The organism is Aeromicrobium sp. CTD01-1L150, assembly GCF_041951745.1.
Classification (GTDB): domain Bacteria; phylum Actinomycetota; class Actinomycetes; order Propionibacteriales; family Nocardioidaceae; genus Aeromicrobium.
Window position 1 is genome coordinate 1071551 of the sequence record NZ_CP169555.1, and the last position, 23512, is coordinate 1095062.

Consider the following 23512-nt stretch of genomic DNA (forward strand, 5'->3'; position numbering starts at 1 on the left):
CTGGCGCTCACTCATGGGTCTCCTCCTGGGTCGAGGTGGTGTGGACGTCGGCCGTGCCGTCGGCCAGCCGGACGCTGAACGACTCCGGTACGTCGGCGACCGATCCGATCACGTGGCCGTCGGCGTCCTGGGCGACGGCATAACCGCGCTGGAGCGTGGCCAGCGGTGACAAGGCGCGGACGCGGGCGAGCTGGGATCCGACGGCATCGTGCTCGCGGTCCAGGCGGTGTCCGACGGCTCGTCGCGCGCGTGAGAGCTGCTCATCGACGAGGGAGGCCTGCGCCTCGACGAGCGTGGTGGGGGTTCTCAGCACCGGGCGTGAGCGGATCTGCTCCAACAGGCGGGTCTCACGTTCCAGCATCCGTGCCACGGCACCGGCGAGGCGGGACCGCGCCTGGGTGAGACCACTCTGCTCCTGGGCAGCATCGGGCACGACCCGCTTGGCGGCGTCGGTGGGGGTGGACGCCCGCACGTCCGCCACGAGATCGAGGATCGGGGTGTCCGGCTCGTGCCCGATGGCGCTCACCACGGGCACGGTGCAGGCGTGGACGGCGCGGATGAGTGCCTCGTCGGAGAACGGCAGGAGGTCCTCCATGGAACCGCCACCGCGGGCGATGACGACGACGTCGACGTCGCCGGCGGAGTCCAGCTCGCGCAGCGCGGCGACGACCGCCTGCGCGCTGCCCGCGCCCTGCATGAGCGCGTGGCGAACCTCGAGGCGAACCCCTGGCCAGCGCAGGCGGGCGGTCTGCAGCACGTCCTTCTCGGCGGCGGAGTCCTTGCCGGTCACCAGACCGATCGCGGTGGGCAGGAAGGGGAGTGGCCTCTTGAGGCGGGGGTCGAACAGGCCCTCCGCGGCGAGCAGCTGCTTGCGTCGCTCCAGCTGGACCAACAGCTCACCCTCCCCGGCCATGCGGATCTCGCGGACGTCGAGGGAGAAGGCGCCGTTGGGCTCGTAGAAGCGTGGCTTGGCGTGGACGACCACCCGCGCACCAGCGGCCACCGGGACGGGCAGGGCGTCGAGGATGCTGACGTGACAGGTGGCCTGGACCGAGATGGTGGCCCGTAGGTCGCGCAGGGTGAGGAAGCACAATCCGGGTCGTCGGTTGAGCTGGGCCACCTCGCCCTCCACCCAGACGGCGCCCAGCCGGTCGATGTACTGGCCCACCAGGGTGGAGACCTGACGCAGGGGTGCTGGGGCATCCGCGCTGGTCTGAAGGGCCATGTGCTCACCCTAGAGCGACCCGGCGACACGGCTCTGCCGGGCGCGGCCGGTGATCGGTGCTTGAGCAACCGAATGAAGGGTCTTTCGGTTGCTGGGGCACCGGTGTGGGGCGGGGCGGGTGATCGGTGCTTGAGCAACCGAATGCGCCTCCTTCAGGTTGCTGAGGCACCGATCACGGCGTCGGACGAACTCAGGAGCGCCCGTTACGATGGGCTCATGACGACGCACGTGGATCTCGGCATGCCCCCCGTCGGTGGCAGCGTCCTGCTCGCCGACCCCCGCGGTTACTGCGCCGGCGTCGACCGGGCCGTCATCACGGTCGAGAAGGCGCTGGACCTCTACGGCGCCCCGGTCTACGTCCGCAAGCAGATCGTGCACAACAAGCATGTCGTCAACAACCTGGCCGATCGGGGTGCGATCTTCGTCGAGGAGCTCGACGAGGTGCCCGAGGGCGAGACCGTCGTCTTCTCCGCACACGGTGTCTCCCCGATGGTTCACGCCGAGGCCAAGGAGCGCAGCCTCAAGACCATCGACGCCACGTGCCCGCTGGTCACCAAGGTCCATCACGAGGCCAAGCGGTTCGCTCGCGAGGAGTACCACATCCTGCTCATCGGCCACGAGGGTCACGAGGAGGTCGAGGGCACCGCCGGCGAAGCGCCCGAGCACATCACGCTCGTGGAGCACCCTGATGACGTCGAGCACCTGGAGTTCCCCGACGACGCCAAGCTGTCCTGGTTGTCGCAGACCACTCTGAGCGTGGACGAGACCATGGAGACCGTGCGTCGGCTGCGCGAGAAGTTCCCGCAGCTGGAGGACCCGCCGTCCGACGACATCTGCTATGCCACCCAGAACCGCCAGGTGGCGGTCAAGGAGATCGCCAGGGAGGCCGACCTGGTCATCGTCGTCGGCTCCTCCAACTCCTCCAACTCCGTGCGCCTCGTCGAGGTGGCACTGGAGGCGGGCGCCAAGGCGTCCTACCGTATCGACGACGTCACGGAGTTCGAGCAGGAGTGGCTCGACGGTGTGGAGAGGGTCGGCGTCACCTCCGGCGCCTCGGTGCCCGACGACCTTGTCCAGGACGTCCTGACCTACCTCGCCGAGCATGGTCACCCCGACGCCGCAGCCGTCCGCACCGCCGATGAGAGCCTCACCTTCTCCCTCCCTCCGGAACTGCGCCGCGACCTCAAGGCGGCCGGAGCCTCCTAACCTCACGGTCCTCGCAAATTCCCATGACGTCATGGGAATTGGCCGTCGGTGTCAGCGAGGTGACGGGTTGACCACGTAGGCGGTGCCGCCGCCGCGACGCTCCGGCTCGGCTGCCGCCGTGAGTCGACCCTGCTCGTCGCGCTCGATGGCAGCGACGGCCCCGATCTCGGCCGCCGACGTGAACTCATCGCCCGACGGCTCGAGCACCTGACCGAACGGTTCCAGCGTGTCGCCGTAGGCGTCGATGAAGGCCGGTTCGGCCGGCGTGGCGGCGGTGTTGCGCTGCGACGCTCGCGGTGCCGCCACGGCTTCGGGCAACGTCATCCCGAGGTCGATGCGGCCGAGCAGCACCTGCAGCACCGTCGTGATGATCGTGGCGCCGCCGGGGGAGCCGACGACGTAGCGAACCTCGCCGTCCTCGAGCACGATCGTGGGCGACATGGAGGAGCGCGGACGCTTGCCCGGCTCGATGCGGTTCGGATCCTCGGGGTCGTACTCGGCAGTGAAGTCGGTGAGCTCGTTGTTCAGCAGGAACCCGCGCCCAGGCACGGTGATCCCAGAGCCGCCGGTCTGCTCGATGGTGAGCGTGTACGCCGCGGCATTGCCCCATTGGTCCACCACGGACAGGTGGGTCGTGGAGATGTTCTCGGTGTCCGGCTGCTCAATGTTCTCGACGGTGGGGCACTGCCCGTCACCGGGGTCCAGGTCTCCGGCAGGCACGGGGCGTTCGCTCGCCTGATCGGGGTCGATCGTGCAGGCACGCGAGTCCGCGAACTCCTGGCTCACAAGAGTCTCGACGGGGACGTCCGGCACGTCGCCGACGTAGGCGGCGCGGTCCGCGAACGCGACGGCCGAGGCCTCCAGGAACAGGTGCAGAGACTGCGCGAGGTTCGCCTCGCCGTCCAGCTCGTACCCCTCGAGCACGTTGAGCGCCTCACTCACGGCGATCCCGCCCGACGACGACGGCGCCATGCCGTAGACGTCGAGCCCGCGGTACTCGCTGTGGGTGGGCGCCTGGCGTCGCACCTCGTAGGCGGCGATGTCGTCGACCGTCATCGAGCCAGCGGGCGCCGGCAGGTCGGACTCGGCAGCGATGGGTGGTTCCTGCACCGTCGCCGCGACGTCCTCAGCGATGGGGCCGCGATAGAACCCCTGGGTCCCGTGTGCGGCCAGATGGGCGAGCGTCTTGGCGAGGTCGGGGTTGCGGAAGCGGCTGCCCACCTTCGGGGCGTCACCGTCGGGCAGGAAGAGCTCGGCGGTGTCCGGGAACGCCGCGAACCGTTCGGCGTTGTCGAGCGTCTGCTGGCGGAACGTCTCGTCGACGGTGAACCCCTTGGCAGCCAGCGCGATCGACGGTGCGAGCGTCTTGGCCAGCGGCCACGTGCCATGGTCGCGCAGGGCGGCCTCCCACGTCGCAGGGGTTCCGGGGACGCCGACCGCGACGCCGGAGGAGACCAGCTCGGGGCTGAACGGGTACGGCTCGCCCGTCTCAGGGTCGATGAAGCCGTCCTGCGTGATGCCGGACGGCGCAGTCTCACGGCCGTCGATCGTGGAGACCTCGCCGGTCTCGGCGTCGTGGTAGACGAAGAACCCACCGCCTCCGATACCGGCGCTGTACGGCTCGGTGACACCGAGGGCGGAGGCAGTGGCCACGGCGGCGTCCGCAGCGTTGCCGTCACGCTCGAGCACCTCGAGCCCGACGCGGCTGGCGTCGGCGTCGACCGAGGAGACGGCGCCGCCGTGACCGATGGCGGTGGGTGAGGGCTCGGGCGCCTTCTTGCCCGCCGGGGCGCCGGCGGTGCCGCTCACTCCCGACGCGATGAGAGCGGACGACGCGACGAGCGCCGCCCCGGCCCGGACGATGGTGCGTGCGGACATGTTCAGACCTGCTTCCCCCGAAGACGTCGGTCCGTTCACGGTAGGCCGGGTGGTGCGAAGGAGCAACACAGTCACCGCAGGACGTGTCATGATCCCGAGGGAGGGGCGAGGAGGCACCCATGGCAGCACCGAGCATCAGTCTGCACACCACCTTGGACTCACTGGGCGGCCCGGCCGCCGCCATCGTGCTGAGCGAGGAGCAGGTCGACGAGCTCGGCGGCCGCAGGTCACTGCCGGTCACCGTGACGATCGGCGACGTCACCGCGAGGCTGCGCCTGACCCGCATGGGTGGCAAGAACCTGATCGGGTTGAGCAAGGCCGCACGCGCCCAGCTGGGCGTCGAGATCGGGCAGGAGGTCGATGCCGTCGTCGCTCGGGACGACGCACCGCGTGAGGTCGAGGTACCTGCGGCCCTCGCCGAAGCCCTGGAGACCGCCGGCCTGCGCGAGGCCTTCGACGCTCTCGCCCCGTCCCGGCGCAAGGCGCATGCGGTGAGCGTGGCAGATGCCAAGTCGGATGCGACGCGTGAGCGTCGCGTGCTCAAGGTGCTGGACTCCCTGGCTGGTTGATCGGCGGGAGGCCGCACCTGGGAGCGGTATCAGGCTCGCAGGTGCTTTCGTCGAGGGTGTTGCGGATCGGTGAGGATCCGCGTGACGACCGCGACCAGCGCGAGTCCGTGGCCGATGAGGAGCGTGACGCCGTGATCCACCGTGCCGGCCAGGGTGCGTCCGGCCCATCCGACGTCGGCAGGCATGCCCTCCACGGTGATCGCATCGGTCGCCACGAGTGAGACGACGGCGATCGAGGCCACCAGCAGCACTGGCGGCAGCACACCGGACGGCAGCAGCTGGTGGACGTCGACGGCCAGCGGCATCGTGGCGGCGATCAGCACGAAACCGATCGAGAACAGCATCCCGAGCTGTCCGTCGAGAAGGTCCAGGACGGTGACGACGGCCAGCGCGAGGCAGGACAGCCAGAGCATCTGACGGACACTGAGGTCAGTGCGGGCCAGTGCTGCTGGACGGTGCGTCACCGAGGCCATGTTCTGACGCTAGACCAGAACCACCCACAAAAGCGGGAACCGCGCGGAACGGCGGCCGAAAATGCCTGTCTGAAGGCCGCAGGCCCTCAGGGAGTCACCGCGATGGGTCAGGGTGTCGACCCGCCCGCGACCTCATAGCTCCAGACCTCGCTGTGGGTCGAGACGGGCTTGGGGGCCTCGTCGCCGGAGCGCTCGGCCTGCGATCGGTGACCGTGGGCGAACGCGGGGGAGTCCACCCAGGCCTGGAAGGCGGCATCGTCGCGCCACCGGGTGACGACCAGCCACTGGTCGCGGTCGTCAGTGGGTTTGAGCAGCTCGAACCCCTCGAACCCGTCGGCGCCGTCGACGGCACCGGCGCGGGCGGCGAAGCGGTGGGCGAGCTCGTCGCCGGAGTCCTTGGGCACGGTGATGGCGTTGATCCTGATGACGGTCATAGGTCCATGGTGGCACCCGTGCACCGGTCTGAGAGGCTGGCCCGGTGACGGGTATCGCGGAACGGATCGAGACCGAACGCCTGGTGCTGCGGCCCTACGGCCCCAGCGACGCCGAGCGTGTCCTGGACGTCCAGTCCCGGCTGGAGGTCATTCGCTGGCTGGACAATCCTCCGTACACCCCGATGGCCGACCTCGAGGCGGCGCGGCAGTGGATCGACCGCGTGCTGCAGCGCGAGCACGAGGACCCGATGCAGGCCCACCGCGCGATCGAGGTCCGTGACACGCAGGTCGTCGTTGGTGGCGTGCTGGTCGCCCGACTCGAACGCATCGACTCAGGGTTCGTCGGGGAGTACGAGACCGGATGGCACCTCAACCCCGACTCGTTTGGGCACGGCTACGCCACCGAGGCGGCTGCGGCGATGGCGCAGGCGGCGTTCGGAGCCGGCCACGAACGTCTGGTCATCGACATGTACCCGGACAATGCGCCATCGGCCGCCGTGGCCCGTCGGCTCGGCGCGAAGGAGCTCGGCGAGGGTCCTGATCCCTGGTACGGGGACACCAGCCTGATGTTCGAGCTGTTGCCGTGAAGCCCGCGGACGCCCACCGTGGCGCGGTGGGCCGTCTCCCGTAGTCTGACTCCCCGTGGCACTCACCATCGGCATCGTCGGACTCCCCAACGCGGGCAAGTCGACCCTCTTCAACGCCCTCACCCAGAACGACGTCCTCGCGGCCAACTACCCGTTCGCGACGATCGAGCCCAACGTCGGCGTCGTCGGGGTCCCCGACCCGCGTCTGGCCAAGCTCGCGGAGATCTTCGGCTCGGCCAAGATCCTGCCCGCCACGGTGCAGTTCGTCGACATCGCCGGCATCGTGCGCGGAGCGTCCGAGGGCGAGGGCATGGGCAACGCCTTCCTCTCCCACATCCGTGAGTCCGACGCCATCTGCCAGGTGACGCGTGTCTTCCGCGACGAGGACGTCACCCACGTGGACGGCAACGTCGACCCCGGCAGCGACATCGCCACCATCTCCACCGAGCTCGTGCTCGCCGACCTGCAGACCGTCGAGAAGGCGCTGCCGCGGCTGGAGAAGGACTCCCGCAAGGACAAGTCGCTCCTGCCGCTGCTCGCCGAGGCGCAGAAGGCGCAGGAGGTGCTCGCCGAGGGCACGGGTGTCTTCCTGGCCGGCCTCGACCTCGAGGTGCTGCGGGAGCTGCACCTGCTCACCGCCAAGAAGCTGCTGTTCGTCTTCAACTGCGACGCCGACGAGCTCGCTGACACCGAGCTCAAGGACCGCATGCGCGAGCTCGTCGCCCCCGCCGAGGCGATCTTCCTCGACGCCCTCGCCGAGGCCGAGCTGGCCGGTCTGGGCGATGATGAGGAGGCCGAGGAGATGCGGGCCGAGCTGCTGGCCGAGATGGGCGTGGAGGAGCCAGGCCTGGACGCACTGGCCCGCGTCGGCTTCGCGACCCTCGGTCTACAGACCTACCTCACTGCGGGTCCCAAGGAGGCTCGCGCGTGGACCATCCCGCAGGGTGCCACCGCGCCGGAGGCCGCCGGAGTCATCCACACCGACTTCCAGCGCGGCTTCATCAAGGCCGAGATCGTCTCCTTCGACGAGCTGGTCGAGGCCGGTTCCATGAACGCCGCCAAGGCAGCCGGCAAGGTCCGCATGGAGGGCAAGGACTACGTCATGTCCGACGGCGACGTGGTGGAGTTTCGCTTCAACGTGTGATCGAAACGCTGAAATGAGGGGCAACCTGCTCTGCTTCGGCCCGTGTCATGACAAGAGCGTGCGTTCTCCTCAACGCGGCAGTGGATGCTGCAGACTGCACTTCCAGGGGTGGACCGCCTGAGACATTTGCGGAGAGGCCCGACTCGCTCGGACATGTCCGGATGAGGTGCGGTGCGAGGTTGCGCGACGTCACCTGCTGATGCGAAGCATCGGCTGACGAGAGGACATGAGAATGGGATCGAAGGACGAGAGAAACCTCGCCCAGGTGGTCGACAATATCGCGAAGGTGGACGAACCGGAGCGGTCACTCGTGTAGCGAGTACACGAGGTCATCGTGGCCGTCGTGCCCACGCTGAAGCCGCGGATCTGGTACGGCATGCCTTTCGCTCCTCGACAGATCTCGTGCCTTCTACTCCCGTCGGACGTTTGGCTGCGGTCTCATCCGAGCTATATCTGCAGGAGCTGTTCGGAACGCTCCCAGAGCTGTCGGGCGAGGCGGGGATCGCGGGCCTGGGCGTTGACGCGCTTGGCGGGTGTGCGGTTCTCGTAGTACACGCCGGACTGCCAGTCGGTGCCCGGTTCCGCGGTGGCCAGCCAGGCGAGCTGGTCGGCACCCTTCTCGGGGGTGACGAATGCCAGCTTCCGGATGCCGGGATTCTGGGTGATGGTGCGCATGACTCGGCTCTCGCTCTGGCGACCGAAGCTGGACGCGACGTTCCCGGGATGGAACGCCGCAGCGGAGATGCCATGGTCGTTGTAGCGGCGATGTAGTTCCTGGGTGAAGAGGATGTTCTCCAGCTTCGCGGTGCCGTAGGCGCGGATCGGGCTGTAGCCACGGTCTTGGTTGAGGTCGTCGATGTCGACCTTCCCGGCCAGGCGTGCGCCCGTGCTGGACGTCTGGATCACCGTCGCGCGCGACGCGATCAGCGTGTCCAGGAGCAAGGTCGTCAGCAGGAACGGGGCGAGATGGTTGATCTGGAAGGTCTTCTCGAACCCGTCCTCGGTCTTGTCCGGGTCTCCGAACACGCCCCCGGCGTTGTTTGCCAGGACATCGATCCGCGGATAGGCGGACCCCAACAGTTCGGCGAGGGCGCGGACGTCATCCAGCCGGCTGTAGTCGGCGGTGTAATGGTCGACGGAGAGCTCGTCGGCGACCGCGAGAGTCTTCTCGGGTGTGCGGCCCACGACGACGACGCGGTGGCCGTCCTCGTGCAGGCGACGTGCTGCGGCCGCGCCTACTCCGTCGCTGGCTCCGGTGATGATGATGGTCTTCGGCATAGTTACAGTATACGCCATTTATGACAGTAACTGACACAAATGACGGTAGATGTATGCTGGGGAGATGGGCGAGGCGCAGCTACCGACGCACTCATCGCTGAGGCAGCGGACCCGAGATGCGGTCCGGGCGGACATCACCACTGCGGCAGTGGGTCTCTTTCTCGAGCGCGGGTATGACGCCACGACCATCGATGACATCGCGGGCGCGGTCGGCATGTCCCCGCGCAGCGTGTTCCGCTACTTTCCGACCAAGGAAGACATCGTCGTCGGCAAGTTCGCCGCCGGTGCGGAGCGCATGCTGGAGGTCCTCCGCGCCCGTCCCGCCGAGGAACAGCCATGGCTGTCGCTGCGGCGGATGTTCGACGTCGTCGATACGGCGCGCGAGCCCGACATCCATGCGCTGCAGCAGATGATCTTCGGTGTACCTGCCTTGCTCTCGGTGTACCTGCGCACTCTGCACGTCACCCAGGCGCGAGTCGCGGACATCCTGATTCAGCGGGCCGCCGCTGCTGGGCAACCCTACGAACGCGACGACCCCAGCCCGCGAGCGCTGGCTGCAGCCGCTTTCGGTTGTCTCCTTGCAGTACAAGAGTCCCAGCTTGACAGCGAGCAGGACGCTGAGTTGGAGAGGCTCCTCGATCGAACGATGAATTTCGTCATCCCCCCGATCGAACCTTGAAGACCAAGCTAGAACGGGCGAACAGGGCGCTCGCCCCGGAAGAGAAGTGCTGGCCGTCGGTCATGACGCTTCCGAACGATCGATGTAGCCACTCACGCGACAAGGGATGATCAAGAGCGTCTCGCCACAGATTGGGAGGCAGTGATGCGCATCGGAAGCGTTCGGTCCCGATCCAGGCGGGGGGCGAGTGAAGGCAACGTGGCTGGTGGGCTTGCCTTCGCGGACGTTCGCCCACCGCGGTGATGTGGCGGCACTTCTGGTTTCGGGGCATCACGGCTGACACGGCAATCCGCCTGGCGCGCCACCTCGGAACCTCCGAGGCGCTGTGAATGAACCTGCAGTCGAACTACGAGCCGCGTCTTGAGCGTCGGGCATTGGGGGTCACGGTCGCGGCGATCGTGCCGCTGGAGGTCGCATGAGCCGTTCTGGCTCATGCCGGGTTGAGCGCTTGTCGGCCGCGGCAAGAGGTTGCTCTGCGCTGGAATGCGGTGGAGTTCCGGTTCGATGGCTGAATCGCACAGGCCTAAGCTGACGCGTTGTCGCGGCGTGTTACGCGGGGAACGTCACGCCCGCGAGCCTCTCCGATGTCTCCCACGTCTGCCTAGCCTCCTGCTCGCGCGTGAGCCGGGAGTAGAGCGGCTGCTCGGCCGGCGCTCCGCCGAGATGCAGGAACCCACGAGGGCCGTAGAAGGATCCGCCGTGCGCGTTGGGAGATGTCGCGGCGAGCAGGGCAGGGAGTTGAGCGCTTTCGACCGTGCCGAAGAGAACTCCGCGGGCGGACAGCGTCCGGATGAGCTTCCGCCGAGGGGTTTCGCGGGCGCGCCCCAGCTCTGGTCGTGCCGCGAGCAGGTTCGTCGGTGCGACGCCGGGGTGTGACAGGTTGCTCGAGATGCCCCATCCAGCGTCCCGGGAACGCCGATCGAGCTCGAGACCGAACTGTCCGAGCATGATCTTGGACTGGCTGTACGCACGGTCCGGGTCGTACCCGCGCTCCCAGTTCAGGTCCTCCCACTGGATCGAGTGCTGGTTGGCGGCAATACTGATCTGCGACGTGATCCGTGCGCGTCCGGCCTGGAGCAGGGGCATCAGACGTGCGACGAGCGCGACATGTCCGAGGTGATTCGTCGCCAGCTGCAGCTCGAGTCCATCGTTCGAGACGCGGCGGTCCGGCGGGGTCATGACGCCGGCATTGTTGATGAGGACGTGGATCGGGGTGCCATCACTCAGGGCCGTCTGCGCGAAGCCGGCGACGGAGTCGAGCGATGCCAGGTCGAGCGATGCCAGCGAGACGTCCGCGTCGGGGATCGAGGATCTGATCCTGTCGACCGCGGCCTCGCCCTTGCCGGCGTTGCGGACGGGCATGAGGACGCTCGCCCCCGCCGCGGCGAGTCGCTCTGCGATGCCGAGCCCCATGCCGTCGCTCGCGCCGGTGACGATCGCACGTCGACCGCGCAGATCGGGGACGGCGATGTCTGGTGCGGTGCGGGGCATGGGATCTCCTCGGGTGAAGCGAGTGTCGACGCCACCCTAATCCGACACTCGCCTGATTTAAAGTGGATCCAACGACTCGTTCCAGGAGGAGAGATGGCAAGACGACGTCCGGGGCGCCCCGCTGCCGACGACGAGACGATTGACGCGGATCGCGTCATGTCCAGGGTCCTTGCGGCGTTCGCCGTGCAGAGCTACGACGCCGTCTCGCTGCGACAGCTGAGCGCCGAGCTCGGGATGGGGCACACCTTCCTCTCCGACCGCTACGGATCCAAGGAGAAGCTCTGGCGTGCCGCTGTCGAGCATGCGGTGAATGTGGCCGGGCCTCCGGTCATGGAGGCACTGCACGCCGATGCCCCGGACGATCTGGCACGGCTCGTCAGGGCGGTCCGGGCCATGCATCGTGCGGCATTCGACGAGGCGGGGCTGGCGGCGCTGATCGATCAGGAAGCGCGTCGGAACACTGAGCGCCTCGCCTACATCTACGACGTGATCCGCCCAGTGAACGACGAGCTGCGGGCGGTTTTCGAGCGAGTCGTAGCGACCGGGGAGCTGCGGCCGATGCCGTGGTACATGTTCTACTTCCTCGTCACGTCGGCCACGAGCCTGTACGCGCAGCCACCCCTTGCGGCACTGCTCGGGCGCCCCGATGACGCACGGGATGACGAGCTGCTTTCCGAGCTGGTCCTGAGGGGCTTGCTGGCGTGACCGGGTCGGAGCGCACCTCGGTTCGTGATGGTCCCGCGTCCCGGAAAGTGGCGGTGGAGCTCCGGTTTGGCGCCTAGCGTTGTTGATCCGCGTCGCTGCCGCGGAGGTGTTCCGCGTCCAGGGCCTCTGCGTGCCGCTGGAGAATGTTGCGGCAGCCGCCCATGTCAGCAAGGCGACGATCTTCAACAGATTCGGGGGGAGGGTCGGGCTGATTGAAGCCGTCATCGACGACGTCGTCGCGGCGGAGCTGAGGGGCATCATCGACGACGCGCGATCCGTCACCGACGTCCGAGAACGGCTCCGGCACTACGTCGGTGCCATCCGGGACCTCCAGTACCGGCTGCCGGCGGTCAACGACGTCCTGCTGCAGGAGTTTCCTGACTCGGCGCAGCTCATGGACCTCTGTCGCGTCGGGGGAGCCTTCCACGACGAGCTGGTCGAACAAGGGTATGCCGCCGGTGTCCTGGCCGAAGGGTTCACGCCGGGCGACTTTCAGGCGATGACCATCGACAACGCCCTTGCCCTCAAGTATGGGGGGCGCCCGTCCCGGGTGGACTACGACCGCCGCACCGCATTCGTTCTTGGCGGGATCTGCAGATCGGCGCAGCCGCCTAGCCTCGCCGCGGAGCAAGGGGTTCTGCCTGCGGCGACCTAGTGGGGTTCGGCTTCAACGTGCTGCCTGCCCGTCGTGGTCGGCGATCGCCTCGATGATGAGGATGTGCGGCGCGTACCGTGTGGAGCATGACCGATGACGCTGCGGTGCAGCTCTGTTGTCTCCTCTGGGCGCGCGAAGGTGAGGCGGCGGGGCTCGAGGAGTATGAGAATCGTGTGCTGGCCCTGATCCCGGAGCACGGTGGACAGGTGCTCCAGCGAGTCCGCAACACCGTCGATGACGGGCAACCTCGAGAGGTGCAGCTCTACAGGTTCCCCTCGAAGTCGTCGCTCGATTCCTATCTGGCTGATCCGCGGCGGCTTGCCCTGGCCGATGAGCGCGACCGGGTCGTGGGTCGGACAGAGCTGTTTCCGGTCACCACGCTTGCTTGAGTGACGGTGTCGTCAGTCGGTGGCCGTTGACGTACTGAGCTGGTGCGGGCACCGAGATCGCCGGCGTCCTACGCACCAGGCCGAACGTGAGCGACTCGTGGTTCAGGTATGGCTGCCGACGTTGATCACCTGCCCGGACGAGTCGCGGTAGAAGAAGCGGCGCACGCCCCACGGCTCCGTTGTCAGCGGGTGCACGACCTCGACCCCCGAGGCCACCGCTGCGGCGTGAGCGCCGTCGACGTCGTCGACGAAGACCGAGACGTCCGGATTGACCGGTGCCGTGGCATCGGCGGTCATCAGCCCGATCTGGCGGCCGTCGCCATCGGCGAGGAAGGCGATCCACCCCATGTCCATCACCACCTGCATCCCGAGGACTCCGGTGTGCTCGTCGATGGCCGTGGCGAGGTCGTCGACGGTCAAGATGGGGGCGATGCGCTCGATCTTCATGGGACGACTTGACCACGGTCCGGCGATTCGGTCCATCGGCCGATCGGGTACGGGACCCGTCGGACCCTCGGACAGGTCGTCCGCGACCTCCACCCGCCGGAGGCGAGCGGAGGCACCGGGCGCCTACGATCGGGGAGTGCCCACGATCCGTCTGGAGACGACGGTGTGCGCGAGCGCCGACGACTGCTTCGGGTTGAGCCTCTCGGTGGATGCGCACACCGCGTCGATGCGGGCGTCCGGCGAGCGGGCGGTGGCCGGTGTCACGACGGGAACGATGGGCCTTGGCGACCAGGTCACGTGGCGGGCACGACACTTCGGGATCCTGTTCTCGATGACGTCGAGGGTCACCGAGCACGACCGCCCGGCCCGCTTCGTCGACGAGCAGGTCCGGGGGCCGTTCGGACGGTGGTGGCACGAGCACCGGTTCGAGGCGGTGGACGGGGGGACGCTGATGGTCGACGTCGTCGAGTTCCGCTCGCCGCTCGGTCCTCTCGGACGTCTCGTGGACCGCACCTTCCTCACCGGGTACATGAAGCGCCTCCTGCGCCAACGGAACCAGTGGATCGTCGAGGAGCTGACACGACGGGAGTAGTGGTTCCGGAGCCATGACCGGTCTGGTCGACTCAGCGTTCGGAGAGGGTGCGGGATGCGCCCGTCCCTGACTTTCGGCCGGTCCCGGATTTGCCACCCGGCCGATGTCGGCGGGGTCCAGGATCGTTACCGTCGGTGCCATGGAGAGTCGTGAAGGGCGTGACGTCCTGGGCACGTCCCGGGCCGACAAGGTCTGGACGTTCGGCATCCTCGGCGGGGGCGGGGCCCTGCTGATCGGGGCCCTGCCCTGGCTCCTGGACTCGCTCGGAAGCATCCCGTTCATCCCCTTCAAGGGGGTCGCGGACTGGATGGTGGGCTTCGACCAGTGGTGGGCTCCGCTGGTCCGCATCGGCGTGGGCCTGATCATCGGACTGGTGCTCGCGGTGCTGACCATCTGGGACGAGTACCGTCTGGAGGTCGGGCATCTCGACATCGTCGTCGTGCACGGTGAGGACCGACGCACCCTACGCCGCGACCAGGTGGTCGGTATCCATCGTGACGGCAAGAAGGTCACGATCGACGGTGCCCAAGGTCGCGTGCTGTTCGATCAGAAGCTGGAGGCCAAGCGCGAGGACGTGCGAGAGGCGTTCGTCTCGCGCGAGTGGCCGTGGGAGTCCGACTGACGCGACCGGCATCATGGAGCGATGGGCACACCGGCGTTCATCCTTTCCCTGCGCGAGAAGATCGGCACGGACCCGTTGTGGCTGTGCGGCACCACCGCGGTCGTGACCCGAGGGGACCAGCTGCTGCTGGTGCGCCGCGCCGACAACGCGGCATGGACTCCCGTCTGCGGGATCGTCGAGCCCGGCGAGGAGCCAGCGGACGCCGCTGTCCGCGAGACGATCGAGGAGGCCGACGTCGTGGCCGAGCCGGCACGACTCGCCCTCGTGCACGTCACCGCCCCGATCACCTACGCCAACGGGGACCGCACCCAGTACGTCGACATCGTCTTCCGCCTGAGCTGGGTCTCCGGGGAACCTCACCCGGCCGACGGCGAGAACACTGACGCGCGATGGTTCCGACGCGACGACCTGCCGCAGATGAGCGGCGACATGCTCGCGCGGATCGATGCCGCGCTCGCCGACGAGGTCGGGGCACGGTTCGGCCGAGCCACACCCGGCAGTGCGAACATGTCCCAGTGAGTGATGCAGTCAATGATGAGCCCGTGAGCGATGTGCCGGCCGACGCCGTCGTGATCATCCACACTGACGGTGGCTGCCGTCCCAACCCAGGCCCAGGGGGCTGGGGTGCCGTGCTGCGGTACGGCGACCACGTGCGTGAGTTGTGGGGTGGGGAGTCGTCGTCCACCACCAACAACCGGATGGAGCTCATGGCTCCCATCCAGGCGCTGGAGCTCCTGTCGCGGCCCTCGCAGGTCCACCTGCACACTGACAGCACCTACGTGCGCGGCGGCATCACTCAGTGGATCGCCGGGTGGGAACGCAACGGCTGGCGTACCGCGTCCAAGCAGCCCGTCAAGAACGTCGACCTGTGGCAGCGGCTCAAGGCCGCGTGCGACCGGCACGAGGTGCAGTGGTTCTGGGTGAAGGGTCACTCCGGCGTCGCCGACAACGAGCGGGCCGACGAGCTCGCCACACGAGGGCTGGAGGAAGCGGTCGGCGTGCAGCGTTGACCCTGACGGGGCATCCGGGCCGGGTTGTCCACGCCCGGTTGCTCAGCTGGCGGGGGTGAACCGCCGGCGGTGGGAGCCGCCCGCCTCGTCCTCATCCTCGGCCGGGGGAGCGAGGGCGACGGCACACAAGGTCGTCATCGGCACGGCCAGTACGAACCCGATCATGCCCACCAGGGTGCGGACGATCTCCTGGCCGATCTCCTCCGTGGCGGCCATCTGCGAGAGGTCGCGCTGGTAGGCGGTGATCAGCAGCAGGATGGTCATCGACGCTCCCGCATAGGCAAAGACCAGCGTGTAGACGCTGGAGGCGATGTGGTCACGGCCGATGCGCATCGCGGAGGCAAAGAGCTCGGCGGCGCGGGCCGTGGGGCGCAGGGCACGCATCTCCCACACCGCGCTGGCCTGTGTCACGGTGACGTCGTTGAGCACACCAAGGCCGGCGATCACCATCGTCGCGGCCACGACGGAACTCATGTTCAGGTCCGGCACCGTGGCCACCAGCGTCCGATCGTCCTCGGCTCCGATACCCGTCAGGCTCGCCCAACCCGTGGCCCAGACACCGACGCCCGCGGTGAACGCGATCCCGAACAACGTGCCGAACAGGGCCGCCGTCGTGCGGATGCTGACCCCGTGTGCGAGGTAGAGCAGCATGATCATGATGAGTGTCGAGCCGACGACCGCGACGGCCAGGGGCGGCTCGCCGGCGAGGATCGCCGGCAGCACGAACTTCATGAGCGCGAACAAGGTGATGCCGACGCCCAGCAGGGCGAACAGACCCCGCCAACGGGCGACGACGATCGCAAGGGCCGCGAACAACGCCGTCAGCGCCAGCAGAGGCACGCCACGCTCGAAGTCCAGGAACTCATAGGAGACCTCCTGGCCCTCCGGCTGGATCCGGATGAGCTCGATCCCGTCGCCCTCGGAGATGCCGGCCTGGGTGCGGGCGGAGTCGAGCGTGAACTCCGCCGGCCCCTCGTCGGTGTCGGCGACGACTGCGGCGCAGTTCCCGTCGACCGTCGGCAGCTGGTCCGGTCCCTCTCCGCCGGAGCCGCAGTCGAACTCCTCCACGGAGGTCACCTCGGCGGAGACCGTGGAGACACCCTCGCCCGAGATCGGGTTGCGGTCGCGAGGGATGTCGCCGGCGTCCGGCCACAGCGACACCATGGCGGCGAGCGAGATCAACGTGATGACGCTGACGATGATTGCGAGCACGACGCCGAGCCGCTTGCGCGGAGGTCCGTCCAGATCACCGACAGCGTGTGAATGTCCGTGGGCCACGGGTCAAGCGTGGCATGCAGGGCGGCCGGTGTGGCGCAGACGTGCCCGCGACAACGCAGGTCAGGCCCGCATCGAGGGCTGGCCCGGCCCGGACGGCACGGGAATCGACCGCGGGAGCGTCGGCGGCCTCGTGCCAGCATGGGGGCATGAGCGAGCGCCAGCGAGTGAACGACCAGCGAGTGAACGATGAGTGAGGACGACGTCGAACAGCTTCCCGGTGCCGTGGGCGGCGCCACCCGCATCGGTCGGACGGTGCGACGTCCCACCGGACCCTGGACCCCGCACGTGCACGAGCTCCTGACCCACCTGACGCAGGCCGGGCTGCACGGGGTGCCGACGGTCCACGGTCTCGACGAGGAGGGCCGCGAGGTCCTGTCCTACGTGGAGGGCCGTGGCGTTCCGGTGGACCGCGAGGTCGTGCTCGACACCGTGCTGGTGGAGGCGGTGACGTGGCTGCGGGAGTTCCACGACATCGCCCAGGACTTTCGCCCCGAGGGCGAGCTGCCGTGGCGCGGTGGCGCACGAGCCCTGGAGGCCGATGAGATCATCTGCCACCACGACCCCGGCGCCTACAACTGGATCATCCAGAGCGGTCACTTCGTCGCGATGATCGACTGGGACATGGCCGGTCCCGGGCAGCCGATCGAGGACCTGGCCTTCCTCGCCTGGACGGCGATCCCGCTCTACCGAGACATCGGTGCTGCCGAGACGGCGCGTCGGCTCGATCTGCTGGTGGACGCGTACGCGGAGTGGGGGCCCATGACCGTGCTCGAGGCGGTCGTGACCCGAATGTCCGCCGCAGCGGACCGGATCGAGGCGGGCATCGCGCGGGGCGACGCCGGTATCGCCAACCTCCGGTCCGTGGGGGAGCCCCAACGCACCCGCGACCGCGTCGCCGCCTTCGGTGAGCGCATCCCGCAGATCGAGGCACACCTGTGAGTGAGCGCCAGCGAGGGCACCACCGAGTCGTCACGGTGCCGCGTTCGTGTTCTCTGTCTTTCGTCACGGAGGTGGCGCTGTGACTGAGCGCCCGCGGCTCGCCGAGGCATTCGACCTCACGCCCCATCCCGAGGGCGGCTGGTTCCGTCAGACCTGGGCGTCGCCCGTCGAGGTCACGCTGCCCGACGGACGGATCCGTCCTACCGCGACCCTCATCTACTTCCTGCTGCCGGCCGGGGAGTCGTCTGCGTGGCACCGGGTGTCCTCCGACGAGCTCTGGCTCGCCCACACCGGGCAGGTGACGATCGAGCTCGGTGGACAGCAGAGCACCCCGGCGCTCGAGGCGACCCACGTCGTCGGTTCGGCCCGGCCTCAGGTCCTCGTGCCGGCCGGGCACTGGCAGCGCACCGTCCCGACCGACGCCGACGCGCTGGTCAGCTGCCTGGTCTCGCCGGGCTTCGACTTCGACGACTTCGAGCTCTCGCCCGCTTCAGAGTGACCTGCGCCACACGTAGAGTGCGGCCATGGACTCCGCACTCAGCACGGTGGGCCTGCCCGTCGCCCTGGGCATCATCATGTTCGGTCTCGGCCTGTCGCTGACCGTCGAGGACTTCCGCCGCGTCGGCCGGCACCCCAAGGCCGTCGTGGTGGCGCTCGTCTGCCAGGTCCTGATCCTGCCGGCCGTGTGCTTCGCCATCGTGCTGGCTCTGGATCTGCCGCCACTGCTGGCCGTGGGGATGCTGCTGCTGGCCGCATCGCCCGGTGGGACGAGCGCCAACCTGTTCAGTCACCTGTTCCGGGGCGACGTCGCACTCAACGTCTCCCTGACGGCCATCAACTCGATCATCGCGATCGTCACCCTGCCGATCATCACGAACCTCGCGATCGGCTGGTTCGACCTCGACGACTCGGTCTCCCTGCAGTTCCGCAAGGTGGTCGAGGTGTTCGTGGTGGTGCTCGGTCCCGTGCTCCTGGGCATGCTGGTCCGCAACAAGCGGCGGGCGTTCGCCGATGCCATGGACAAGCCGGTGCGCATCGCCTCGGCCGTGATCCTCGCCGTCCTCGTGCTCGCGATCCTCATCGACCAGCGCGAGAACGTCGGCACCTATCTGGCACAGGTCGGGGTCGCGGCGACGGCGTTCTGCGTGGCCAGCCTCACGGTCGGCTTCTTCGTCCCCCGGTGGCTGGGCGTCACCGACCGGCAGGCGGTGGCCTCCTCGTTCGAGATCGGGGTCCACAACGCGACGCTGGCGATCTACGTGGCCGTCGAGATCCTCGGCAGCACGCAAATCTCCATCCCAGCCGCCGTCTACGGGCTCATCATGTTCTTCCTCGCTGCCGGGTGGGGCATCGTGCTCACGCGTTTCGTCGTCCGAGATCGAGCCACCGGTCCAGCTCCAGCTCCGTGAGGAAGGCCTCGTCGTGGCTCACCACGAGCACCGCGCCCTCGTAGGAGCGCAGAGCCTGCACCAGATGGCCGACGCTGGTCAGGTCGAGGTTGTTGGTCGGCTCGTCCAGCAGGAGCAGCTGCGGTGCTGGATCAGCGAGCAGCAGGCAGGCCAAGGTGGCACGCAGCCGTTCACCCCCGGACAAGGTCTCGGCCAGCTGTTCTGCGGAACGGCCGCGGAACAGCAGACGAGCCAGCTGGTCCCGCACCTGCTGTGGTTCGGCCTGGGGCGCCCTGCGCGCGACGTTGTCCAGCACCGACAGCGAGTCCTCGAGCAGAGTCCCTGACTGGGGCAGGTACGCCACCGGCACCGGCATGGACATCGAGCCGGAGAGGGGCTCCACCTCTCCGACGAGCGTGCGCAGCAGTGTCGACTTGCCGGTGCCGTTGTCGCCGACGAGCGCCACCCGTTCCGGCCCACGCAGGTGCAGGTCCACGGACTCGCCGACGTGCGCGAGCACCAGAGCACTCGCCACGGCCACGTCCCGTCCAGCCGGCACTCTCGTCCCCGGGAGGTCCAGGCGGATCTCCCGATCGTCGCGGACCCGGTCGGTGGCATCGTCCACCCGTTCACGGGCCTGCGCCACGATCTGCTCGTGCTCGCCCCGCAGGCGGCCTGCGGAGACCTCGGCCTGCTGCCGCCGCCCGTGAGCGACGATCTTGGGCACCCGCTTCTCGTGCTCGGCCTTGGCAGCGGTCCGGGCCCGACGGGCCAGCTTGACCTGGGTGTCCTCGAGCTCACGCCGCTGCTTGCGCAGATCGGCCTTGGCGTCGCGGACCGCCCTCGCGGCCGCCTCCTGCTCCGCTGAGATCGTCCGCTCGTAGTGGCTGAAGGGTCCATGGAACGTCCGCAGTCCACCGGCGCGAACCTCGGTCACGTCGTCCACGTGCTCCAGCAGCTCCCGGTCGTGGCTGGCCACCACGAGGCAGCCGTTGAAGGTGTCCATGACGTCGAGCACGACCGAACGGGCTCGTCGATCGAGGTTGTTGGTGGGCTCGTCGAGGAGCAGGACGTCCGGCCGCATCAGGAGACGGGCACCGAGAGCCAGCAGACTGACCTCGCCGCCGGACAGCGTCGTGAGGTCACGATCGAGCGCTTCGGGGCCGAGATGGCCCAGCCCGAGGCGGCCGAGCACCGCGTGTGAGCGTTCCTCGATGTCCCACTCGTCGCCGAGGACGTCGAACCAGTGGGTGTCGGCGTCGCCGGACTCGATCGCGTGCAGGGCTCTGCGCCGGTCGGTGACGCCGAGCGCGTCGGAGGCCGTGCGCTCAGGGCCTGGGCCGAGGCCGGGGTGCCGGGCCGTGGGCGGCGAGGTCGAGCCAGTGTCCTGCGGCAGGTAGGCCAGCCGGCCGGCGACGTCGACCGTCCCGGACGTCGGCTCGAGGTCGCCGGTGAACAGGCGAAGCAACGTCGACTTCCCGCTTCCGTTGGAGCCGATGAGTCCGTGACGGCCGGGTCCGAACCCGAGGGTGACGTCGGACAGCACGCTCTCACCGTCGGGCCAGGACTGGGTGAGGTGGTTGAGGGTGATGGCAGCAGGCATGTCAGCTCCACGAGGGTCGCAGGGATGGACGCGTGGAGACGCTGCGCGAGTCTCGCCGGGAGATGCCGAGCCAGGGCCGGGCGTCACCGTGGGGTGCTGGGCACCTGAGGGACGGGGCCGTGGGCGAGGTCGACGAGACAGTGTCGGGATTGGCGCGACGATGGTCGCACAGGTCTCGGACCTCAGCTCTTCACGGCTCTGGACACCTTCGGACGGGGAATGTTGACCCACCCAAGACTAGCCGTGCGGACGATGTGCCGTCCACCGAGTTCTTCCTAGGGTCGGGCCCATGATGCAGACGTTGAGACCGCCACGCCACCGGATCGAGCGGCGCGCAGTCTGGTGGTGGGTGCTGCGTGCGCTGCTCACCTACGGCGCCCTCGTCGTCGTCCTGGCCGTGACAGCTGTGCTGTGGGACGCCGCACGCATGTGGCTGTTGCCACCGCTCGGCGTCGCCGCGATCGCCCTGGTGCTGCAGGCGGCCGTGGCACCGGGTTGGCGGTACGCCGTCCACCGGTGGGAGTCCACGGACGACGCCGTGTACGCGCTGACCGGCTGGTACGTGCGGGAGTGGCGGGTGGCGCCGCTGTCGCGGGTCCAGACCGTCGATGCGGTGCGCGGCCCGCTCGAGCAGCTCATGGGTCTGGCGACGCTCAAGGTGACCACCGCCTCCTCCTCCGGCGCGGTGGCGATCGTCGGTCTCGACCACGAGCTGGCCGCTGAGCTGGCCGAGCGGCTCACCGCCGTGACCGAGCAGATCCCCGGGGACGCGACGTGACCCAGCACGAGGATGCCGGCGTCCCCGCTGTCGTCGCGGCCGACGACGGTCCGTTCCCGGGAGAGAGCGGCCCGCGAGAGAACGGCCCAGACGAAGCCAGCACAGAAGCGACCAGCACAGAAGAGACCGGCCCGAGGGACGTGGGCCTGGTCGAGGAGCGGGACGCGCCGCTGGACGCGGATGCCCCCTGGCATCGGCTCAGCGGCCGGATGATCGTCGTCGACGTCGTCCGGACGCTGCTCTCGATCGCGCCGTCGCTCATCGCCTTCGGACTGCTCGACGTCCGCCTCACGTGGGGCACCGGTGGTCCGTTGCTGGGTCTGGCCGTCATCGGTGCCGTCGGCGCTGGGCACGACGCCCTGCGCTGGGTGACCACCCGGTACCGGCTCACCGAGGAGCACCTGGAGCGTTCCACCGGGCTGTTCGTGCGGCGCTACCGCTCGATCCGGCGGGAGCGGATCCGCAGCGTCGACACCGACGCTCGGCTGCGTCACCGCGTCGCAGGGCTGCGGGTCGTCCTGGTTGGCGCGGGGCAGCAGTCGGCCGCCTCGGAGTCCGCGCTCGCCCTCGATGCCATCGTGAGAGCCGACGCCGTGATGCTGCGTGACCGTCTTCTCGGCCACGATGTGGCGGCCGAGGAGGCACGGGACCGTCCTGAGGACAGCGTCTTCGCCAGGTTCCAGCTGTGGTGGATCGTGTACAACGTCGTCGGGGTCTGGGCCTTCCTCATGGCAGCCGGTCTGGTCGGAGGCGGTGGAGCCTTCCTCAGTGCGTTCGGTGTCAATGCCTTCGGGTGGGCGGGCGACCTCCTGGGGTGGGGGTCGCTGGACTGGGTGGCGCGCATCGGACTGCTCGTCGTGCTGCTCGCGGCGGTCGGTGTCCTCGGCCTGGGCGTGAACTACGTGACCGCGTACTGGAACTTCGAGCTGGCTCGGGTACCCGGCGGGGGTGCCGGGCCACGGGCGGCAGAGAGCACCGCCGGGGGTGCCGGGCCTCGGGCGGCAGAGAGCGCCGCCGGGGGTGCCGGGCCTCGGGCGGCAGAGAGCGCCGGCGGGGGTGCCGGGCCGGTGGCCGATGGCGCGCCGGAGATGAGCACCCAGCTACGGACCCGCCACGGGCTGTTCCGCACCCGAGAGGTCAACCGTGACGACCGACGCCTGCGCGGCGTCATGATCAGCGAACCCGTGCTGTGGCGGTGGATGCGACTGACGGACACCGAGGTCATCACCACCGGCCTGTCGATCTGGTCGCCCAACCAGCCGGCGTCGATCCTTCCGCGGACCCCGCGTTCGGTCGCGCGAGACGTCGCCTCCAGGGTGTTGCAGACCGATCCGGACCCCGTCGCGGCCGCGGTGCACCGGCAGCCCGCTCGGGCGCTGCGCCGGCGGCTGGTGTGGGCGACGGTCGCCGTCGCGGTCGCTCTGGCCACGCTCGCCTACGTCGTCGTGCTCACCAGCCTGCCCGGGTGGACGCTCTGGACCGCACTGGGGCTGTGGCCGATCGCCCTCGGTGCCGCCGTGGTGGCCTATCGGGCCCTCGGGTACGCCGTCGTCGGGACCTACGCCGTCGTCCGGTCGGGCCTGGTGTCCCGCCGCACCGCCATCCTGCAACGCAAGGCGGTCAGCACGATCATCGTGCGCGAGTCGGTACTGCAGCGTCGTCTCGGCCTGCGCACCGTGATGCTCGCGACCGCCGCCGGATGGGGCGCCTATGCAGCGACGGACCTGGACGCGGCCGATGCGGTGGAGTTCGCCACGCAGGCGGCACCCGGTCTGCTCGACCCCTACGTCGAGGGTTCCGACGCCCCGCGGGGCAGCGATATCGTCGAGTCATGAACGAGCGTGACCGAGTGAGCGACCCGAGCACGATCTGGTTCGACCCCGACGACGATCCCACCGAGCTCGTCAAGGCGCTGGAGGCCGAAGGCTACGCCGTGCAGGTCCGGCGCGAGGAGTTCGCCGGCGAGGACGACTCCGAGGACCGCTCCCTCGTCGTCATCGCCGAACCGTTCGACGACGGCGTCGAGGCGATGGTCGACGTCTACGGTGGCTGGTTGGCCGGTGACGAACGTCGTCCTGACGTCGACGACCCGCCCGACCTCCCGGATGGTCCCCAACGGTTCAAGCGCACCGACGTGTGAGG

27 protein-coding genes are annotated in these 23512 nt (G+C 68.9%); 18 read left to right on the top strand and 9 right to left on the bottom strand.

Going from position 1 to position 23512, the window contains the following annotated elements:
- Positions 1–7: 7 nt before the first annotated feature.
- The gene (gene xseA, locus ACEVFP_RS05280) at positions 8–1225 is read right to left on the bottom strand and encodes an exodeoxyribonuclease VII large subunit (RefSeq protein ID WP_375002540.1); all 1218 of its coding nucleotides are present in this window, start codon (positions 1223–1225) and stop codon (positions 8–10) included.
- Between the two features lie 216 nt (positions 1226–1441).
- Between xseA and ACEVFP_RS05285 the strand changes: the two genes are divergently transcribed.
- On the top strand, positions 1442–2431 hold the full coding sequence (locus tag ACEVFP_RS05285; RefSeq protein ID WP_375002541.1) for a 4-hydroxy-3-methylbut-2-enyl diphosphate reductase: 990 nt from the start codon (positions 1442–1444) through the stop codon (positions 2429–2431).
- Between the two features lie 51 nt (positions 2432–2482).
- Here ACEVFP_RS05285 and ggt read toward each other — a convergent pair whose 3' ends face one another.
- Entirely contained in the window at positions 2483–4309 is a 1827-nt protein-coding gene (gene ggt, locus ACEVFP_RS05290; RefSeq protein WP_375002543.1) for a gamma-glutamyltransferase, read from the bottom strand.
- Positions 4310–4428: 119 nt separating this feature from the next.
- On the opposite strand from ggt, the gene ACEVFP_RS05295 reads away from it, so the two are divergent.
- Entirely contained in the window at positions 4429–4878 is a 450-nt protein-coding gene (locus tag ACEVFP_RS05295) for a YdeI/OmpD-associated family protein (RefSeq protein ID WP_375002545.1), read from the top strand.
- 29 nt (positions 4879–4907) lie between these two features.
- Here the strand turns inward: ACEVFP_RS05295 and ACEVFP_RS05300 are convergent, their stop codons facing one another.
- Both ACEVFP_RS05300 and ACEVFP_RS05305 read right to left on the bottom strand, forming a co-directional pair.
- The gene (locus ACEVFP_RS05300; protein ID WP_375002546.1) at positions 4908–5351 is read right to left on the bottom strand and encodes a hypothetical protein; all 444 of its coding nucleotides are present in this window, start codon (positions 5349–5351) and stop codon (positions 4908–4910) included.
- A 107-nt stretch (positions 5352–5458) separates the two neighbouring features.
- On the bottom strand, positions 5459–5785 hold the full coding sequence (locus ACEVFP_RS05305; protein WP_375002547.1) for an antibiotic biosynthesis monooxygenase family protein: 327 nt from the start codon (positions 5783–5785) through the stop codon (positions 5459–5461).
- A gap of 44 nt (positions 5786–5829) precedes the next feature.
- Between ACEVFP_RS05305 and ACEVFP_RS05310 the strand changes: the two genes are divergently transcribed.
- Complete coding sequence (locus tag ACEVFP_RS05310) at positions 5830–6372, top strand: GNAT family N-acetyltransferase (RefSeq protein WP_375002548.1); 543 nt, start codon at positions 5830–5832, stop codon at positions 6370–6372.
- A gap of 55 nt (positions 6373–6427) precedes the next feature.
- Entirely contained in the window at positions 6428–7516 is a 1089-nt protein-coding gene (ychF, locus tag ACEVFP_RS05315) for a redox-regulated ATPase YchF (RefSeq protein WP_375002549.1), read from the top strand.
- Positions 7517–7963: 447 nt separating this feature from the next.
- On the opposite strand, the gene ACEVFP_RS05320 is transcribed toward ychF, so the two are convergent.
- Positions 7964–8794, bottom strand: a complete 831-nt coding sequence (locus tag ACEVFP_RS05320; protein WP_375002551.1) for an SDR family NAD(P)-dependent oxidoreductase — start codon at positions 8792–8794, stop codon at positions 7964–7966.
- 64 nt (positions 8795–8858) lie between these two features.
- Between ACEVFP_RS05320 and ACEVFP_RS05325 the strand changes: the two genes are divergently transcribed.
- Positions 8859–9473 carry a TetR/AcrR family transcriptional regulator gene (locus ACEVFP_RS05325; RefSeq protein WP_375002553.1) on the top strand — a complete coding sequence of 205 codons (615 nt, stop codon included), beginning with the start codon at positions 8859–8861 and terminating at the stop codon, positions 9471–9473.
- A gap of 549 nt (positions 9474–10022) precedes the next feature.
- On the opposite strand, the gene ACEVFP_RS05330 is transcribed toward ACEVFP_RS05325, so the two are convergent.
- The gene (locus tag ACEVFP_RS05330) at positions 10023–10964 is read right to left on the bottom strand and encodes an SDR family oxidoreductase (RefSeq protein ID WP_375002555.1); all 942 of its coding nucleotides are present in this window, start codon (positions 10962–10964) and stop codon (positions 10023–10025) included.
- A gap of 93 nt (positions 10965–11057) precedes the next feature.
- On the opposite strand from ACEVFP_RS05330, the gene ACEVFP_RS05335 reads away from it, so the two are divergent.
- The 3 genes from ACEVFP_RS05335 (at position 11058) to ACEVFP_RS05345 (ending at position 12713) form a co-directional block, all read left to right on the top strand.
- A complete protein-coding gene (locus ACEVFP_RS05335) occupies positions 11058–11669 on the top strand; it encodes a TetR/AcrR family transcriptional regulator (protein ID WP_375002556.1) in 612 nt (203 codons plus the stop codon).
- Positions 11670–11751: 82 nt separating this feature from the next.
- Positions 11752–12324, top strand: a complete 573-nt coding sequence (locus tag ACEVFP_RS05340) for a TetR/AcrR family transcriptional regulator (protein WP_375002558.1) — start codon at positions 11752–11754, stop codon at positions 12322–12324.
- Between the two features lie 86 nt (positions 12325–12410).
- On the top strand, positions 12411–12713 hold the full coding sequence (locus ACEVFP_RS05345) for a hypothetical protein (protein WP_375002559.1): 303 nt from the start codon (positions 12411–12413) through the stop codon (positions 12711–12713).
- Between the two features lie 102 nt (positions 12714–12815).
- On the opposite strand, the gene ACEVFP_RS05350 is transcribed toward ACEVFP_RS05345, so the two are convergent.
- The gene (locus ACEVFP_RS05350; protein WP_375002560.1) at positions 12816–13160 is read right to left on the bottom strand and encodes a VOC family protein; all 345 of its coding nucleotides are present in this window, start codon (positions 13158–13160) and stop codon (positions 12816–12818) included.
- A gap of 136 nt (positions 13161–13296) precedes the next feature.
- Here ACEVFP_RS05350 and ACEVFP_RS05355 point away from each other — a divergent pair, with 136 nt between their 5' ends.
- From ACEVFP_RS05355 to rnhA, 4 genes are all read left to right on the top strand, one after another.
- Positions 13297–13752 (top strand): SRPBCC family protein, encoded by a 456-nt coding sequence (locus ACEVFP_RS05355; protein ID WP_375002561.1) that lies wholly within the window; start codon positions 13297–13299, stop codon positions 13750–13752.
- Between the two features lie 139 nt (positions 13753–13891).
- Positions 13892–14374, top strand: a complete 483-nt coding sequence (locus ACEVFP_RS05360) for a hypothetical protein (protein WP_375002563.1) — start codon at positions 13892–13894, stop codon at positions 14372–14374.
- 21 nt (positions 14375–14395) lie between these two features.
- Positions 14396–14893 carry an NUDIX domain-containing protein gene (locus ACEVFP_RS05365; protein ID WP_375002564.1) on the top strand — a complete coding sequence of 166 codons (498 nt, stop codon included), beginning with the start codon at positions 14396–14398 and terminating at the stop codon, positions 14891–14893.
- Positions 14894–14925: 32 nt separating this feature from the next.
- Positions 14926–15384 (top strand): ribonuclease HI, encoded by a 459-nt coding sequence (gene rnhA, locus ACEVFP_RS05370; protein ID WP_375003767.1) that lies wholly within the window; start codon positions 14926–14928, stop codon positions 15382–15384.
- A gap of 42 nt (positions 15385–15426) precedes the next feature.
- On the opposite strand, the gene ACEVFP_RS05375 is transcribed toward rnhA, so the two are convergent.
- Positions 15427–16662 (bottom strand): YibE/F family protein, encoded by a 1236-nt coding sequence (locus ACEVFP_RS05375; RefSeq protein WP_375002566.1) that lies wholly within the window; start codon positions 16660–16662, stop codon positions 15427–15429.
- A 186-nt stretch (positions 16663–16848) separates the two neighbouring features.
- Here ACEVFP_RS05375 and ACEVFP_RS05380 point away from each other — a divergent pair, with 186 nt between their 5' ends.
- The 3 genes from ACEVFP_RS05380 to ACEVFP_RS05390 all read left to right on the top strand — a co-directional run bounded on the left by ACEVFP_RS05380 (position 16849) and on the right by ACEVFP_RS05390 (position 19010).
- Entirely contained in the window at positions 16849–17601 is a 753-nt protein-coding gene (locus ACEVFP_RS05380; RefSeq protein ID WP_375002568.1) for a phosphotransferase, read from the top strand.
- A 79-nt stretch (positions 17602–17680) separates the two neighbouring features.
- Positions 17681–18100 carry a cupin domain-containing protein gene (locus ACEVFP_RS05385; protein ID WP_375002570.1) on the top strand — a complete coding sequence of 140 codons (420 nt, stop codon included), beginning with the start codon at positions 17681–17683 and terminating at the stop codon, positions 18098–18100.
- Between the two features lie 25 nt (positions 18101–18125).
- Positions 18126–19010, top strand: coding sequence for a bile acid:sodium symporter family protein (locus ACEVFP_RS05390; RefSeq protein WP_375002571.1), 885 nt, complete (start codon positions 18126–18128; stop codon positions 19008–19010).
- Here the strand turns inward: ACEVFP_RS05390 and ACEVFP_RS05395 are convergent.
- Positions 18958–20592, bottom strand: a complete 1635-nt coding sequence (locus tag ACEVFP_RS05395; protein ID WP_375002572.1) for an ABC-F family ATP-binding cassette domain-containing protein — start codon at positions 20590–20592, stop codon at positions 18958–18960. The two genes, ACEVFP_RS05390 and ACEVFP_RS05395, sit on opposite strands and share 53 nt — an antisense overlap.
- A gap of 289 nt (positions 20593–20881) precedes the next feature.
- On the opposite strand from ACEVFP_RS05395, the gene ACEVFP_RS05400 reads away from it, so the two are divergent.
- Genes ACEVFP_RS05400 through ACEVFP_RS05410 form a run of 3 tightly spaced genes read left to right on the top strand, consistent with a single transcriptional unit; the run spans position 20882 to position 23510 of the window.
- On the top strand, positions 20882–21370 hold the full coding sequence (locus ACEVFP_RS05400) for a PH domain-containing protein (RefSeq protein WP_375002574.1): 489 nt from the start codon (positions 20882–20884) through the stop codon (positions 21368–21370).
- A complete protein-coding gene (locus ACEVFP_RS05405) occupies positions 21367–23205 on the top strand; it encodes a PH domain-containing protein (protein WP_375002575.1) in 1839 nt (612 codons plus the stop codon). Before ACEVFP_RS05400 ends, ACEVFP_RS05405 begins: the two co-directional genes overlap by 4 nt.
- Positions 23202–23510: a hypothetical protein gene (locus ACEVFP_RS05410; RefSeq protein WP_375002576.1), complete on the top strand. Its 309-nt coding sequence runs from the start codon at positions 23202–23204 to the stop codon at positions 23508–23510. The genes ACEVFP_RS05405 and ACEVFP_RS05410 overlap by 4 nt, the downstream gene beginning before the upstream one ends.
- Positions 23511–23512: the final 2 nt, after the last annotated feature.

What these genes read in the sequence shown, in the direction of transcription:
- xseA (WP_375002540.1), bottom strand. Translation starts at nt 1,225, where the DNA reads ATGGCCCTTCAGACCAGCGCGGATGCCCCAGCACCCCTGCGTCAGGTC.
- ACEVFP_RS05285 (WP_375002541.1), top strand. Translation starts at nt 1,442, where the DNA reads ATGACGACGCACGTGGATCTCGGCATGCCCCCCGTCGGTGGCAGCGTC.
- ggt (WP_375002543.1), bottom strand. Translation starts at nt 4,309, where the DNA reads ATGTCCGCACGCACCATCGTCCGGGCCGGGGCGGCGCTCGTCGCGTCG.
- ACEVFP_RS05295 (WP_375002545.1), top strand. Translation starts at nt 4,429, where the DNA reads ATGGCAGCACCGAGCATCAGTCTGCACACCACCTTGGACTCACTGGGC.
- ACEVFP_RS05300 (WP_375002546.1), bottom strand. Translation starts at nt 5,351, where the DNA reads ATGGCCTCGGTGACGCACCGTCCAGCAGCACTGGCCCGCACTGACCTC.
- ACEVFP_RS05305 (WP_375002547.1), bottom strand. Translation starts at nt 5,785, where the DNA reads ATGACCGTCATCAGGATCAACGCCATCACCGTGCCCAAGGACTCCGGC.
- ACEVFP_RS05320 (WP_375002551.1), bottom strand. Translation starts at nt 8,794, where the DNA reads ATGCCGAAGACCATCATCATCACCGGAGCCAGCGACGGAGTAGGCGCG.
- ACEVFP_RS05325 (WP_375002553.1), top strand. Translation starts at nt 8,859, where the DNA reads ATGGGCGAGGCGCAGCTACCGACGCACTCATCGCTGAGGCAGCGGACC.
- ACEVFP_RS05330 (WP_375002555.1), bottom strand. Translation starts at nt 10,964, where the DNA reads ATGCCCCGCACCGCACCAGACATCGCCGTCCCCGATCTGCGCGGTCGA.
- ACEVFP_RS05335 (WP_375002556.1), top strand. Translation starts at nt 11,058, where the DNA reads ATGGCAAGACGACGTCCGGGGCGCCCCGCTGCCGACGACGAGACGATT.
- ACEVFP_RS05345 (WP_375002559.1), top strand. Translation starts at nt 12,411, where the DNA reads ATGACCGATGACGCTGCGGTGCAGCTCTGTTGTCTCCTCTGGGCGCGC.
- ACEVFP_RS05350 (WP_375002560.1), bottom strand. Translation starts at nt 13,160, where the DNA reads ATGAAGATCGAGCGCATCGCCCCCATCTTGACCGTCGACGACCTCGCC.
- ACEVFP_RS05360 (WP_375002563.1), top strand. Translation starts at nt 13,892, where the DNA reads ATGGAGAGTCGTGAAGGGCGTGACGTCCTGGGCACGTCCCGGGCCGAC.
- ACEVFP_RS05365 (WP_375002564.1), top strand. Translation starts at nt 14,396, where the DNA reads ATGGGCACACCGGCGTTCATCCTTTCCCTGCGCGAGAAGATCGGCACG.
- ACEVFP_RS05380 (WP_375002568.1), top strand. Translation starts at nt 16,849, where the DNA reads ATGAGTGAGGACGACGTCGAACAGCTTCCCGGTGCCGTGGGCGGCGCC.
- ACEVFP_RS05390 (WP_375002571.1), top strand. Translation starts at nt 18,126, where the DNA reads ATGGACTCCGCACTCAGCACGGTGGGCCTGCCCGTCGCCCTGGGCATC.
- ACEVFP_RS05395 (WP_375002572.1), bottom strand. Translation starts at nt 20,592, where the DNA reads ATGCCTGCTGCCATCACCCTCAACCACCTCACCCAGTCCTGGCCCGAC.
- ACEVFP_RS05400 (WP_375002574.1), top strand. Translation starts at nt 20,882, where the DNA reads ATGATGCAGACGTTGAGACCGCCACGCCACCGGATCGAGCGGCGCGCA.
- ACEVFP_RS05410 (WP_375002576.1), top strand. Translation starts at nt 23,202, where the DNA reads ATGAACGAGCGTGACCGAGTGAGCGACCCGAGCACGATCTGGTTCGAC.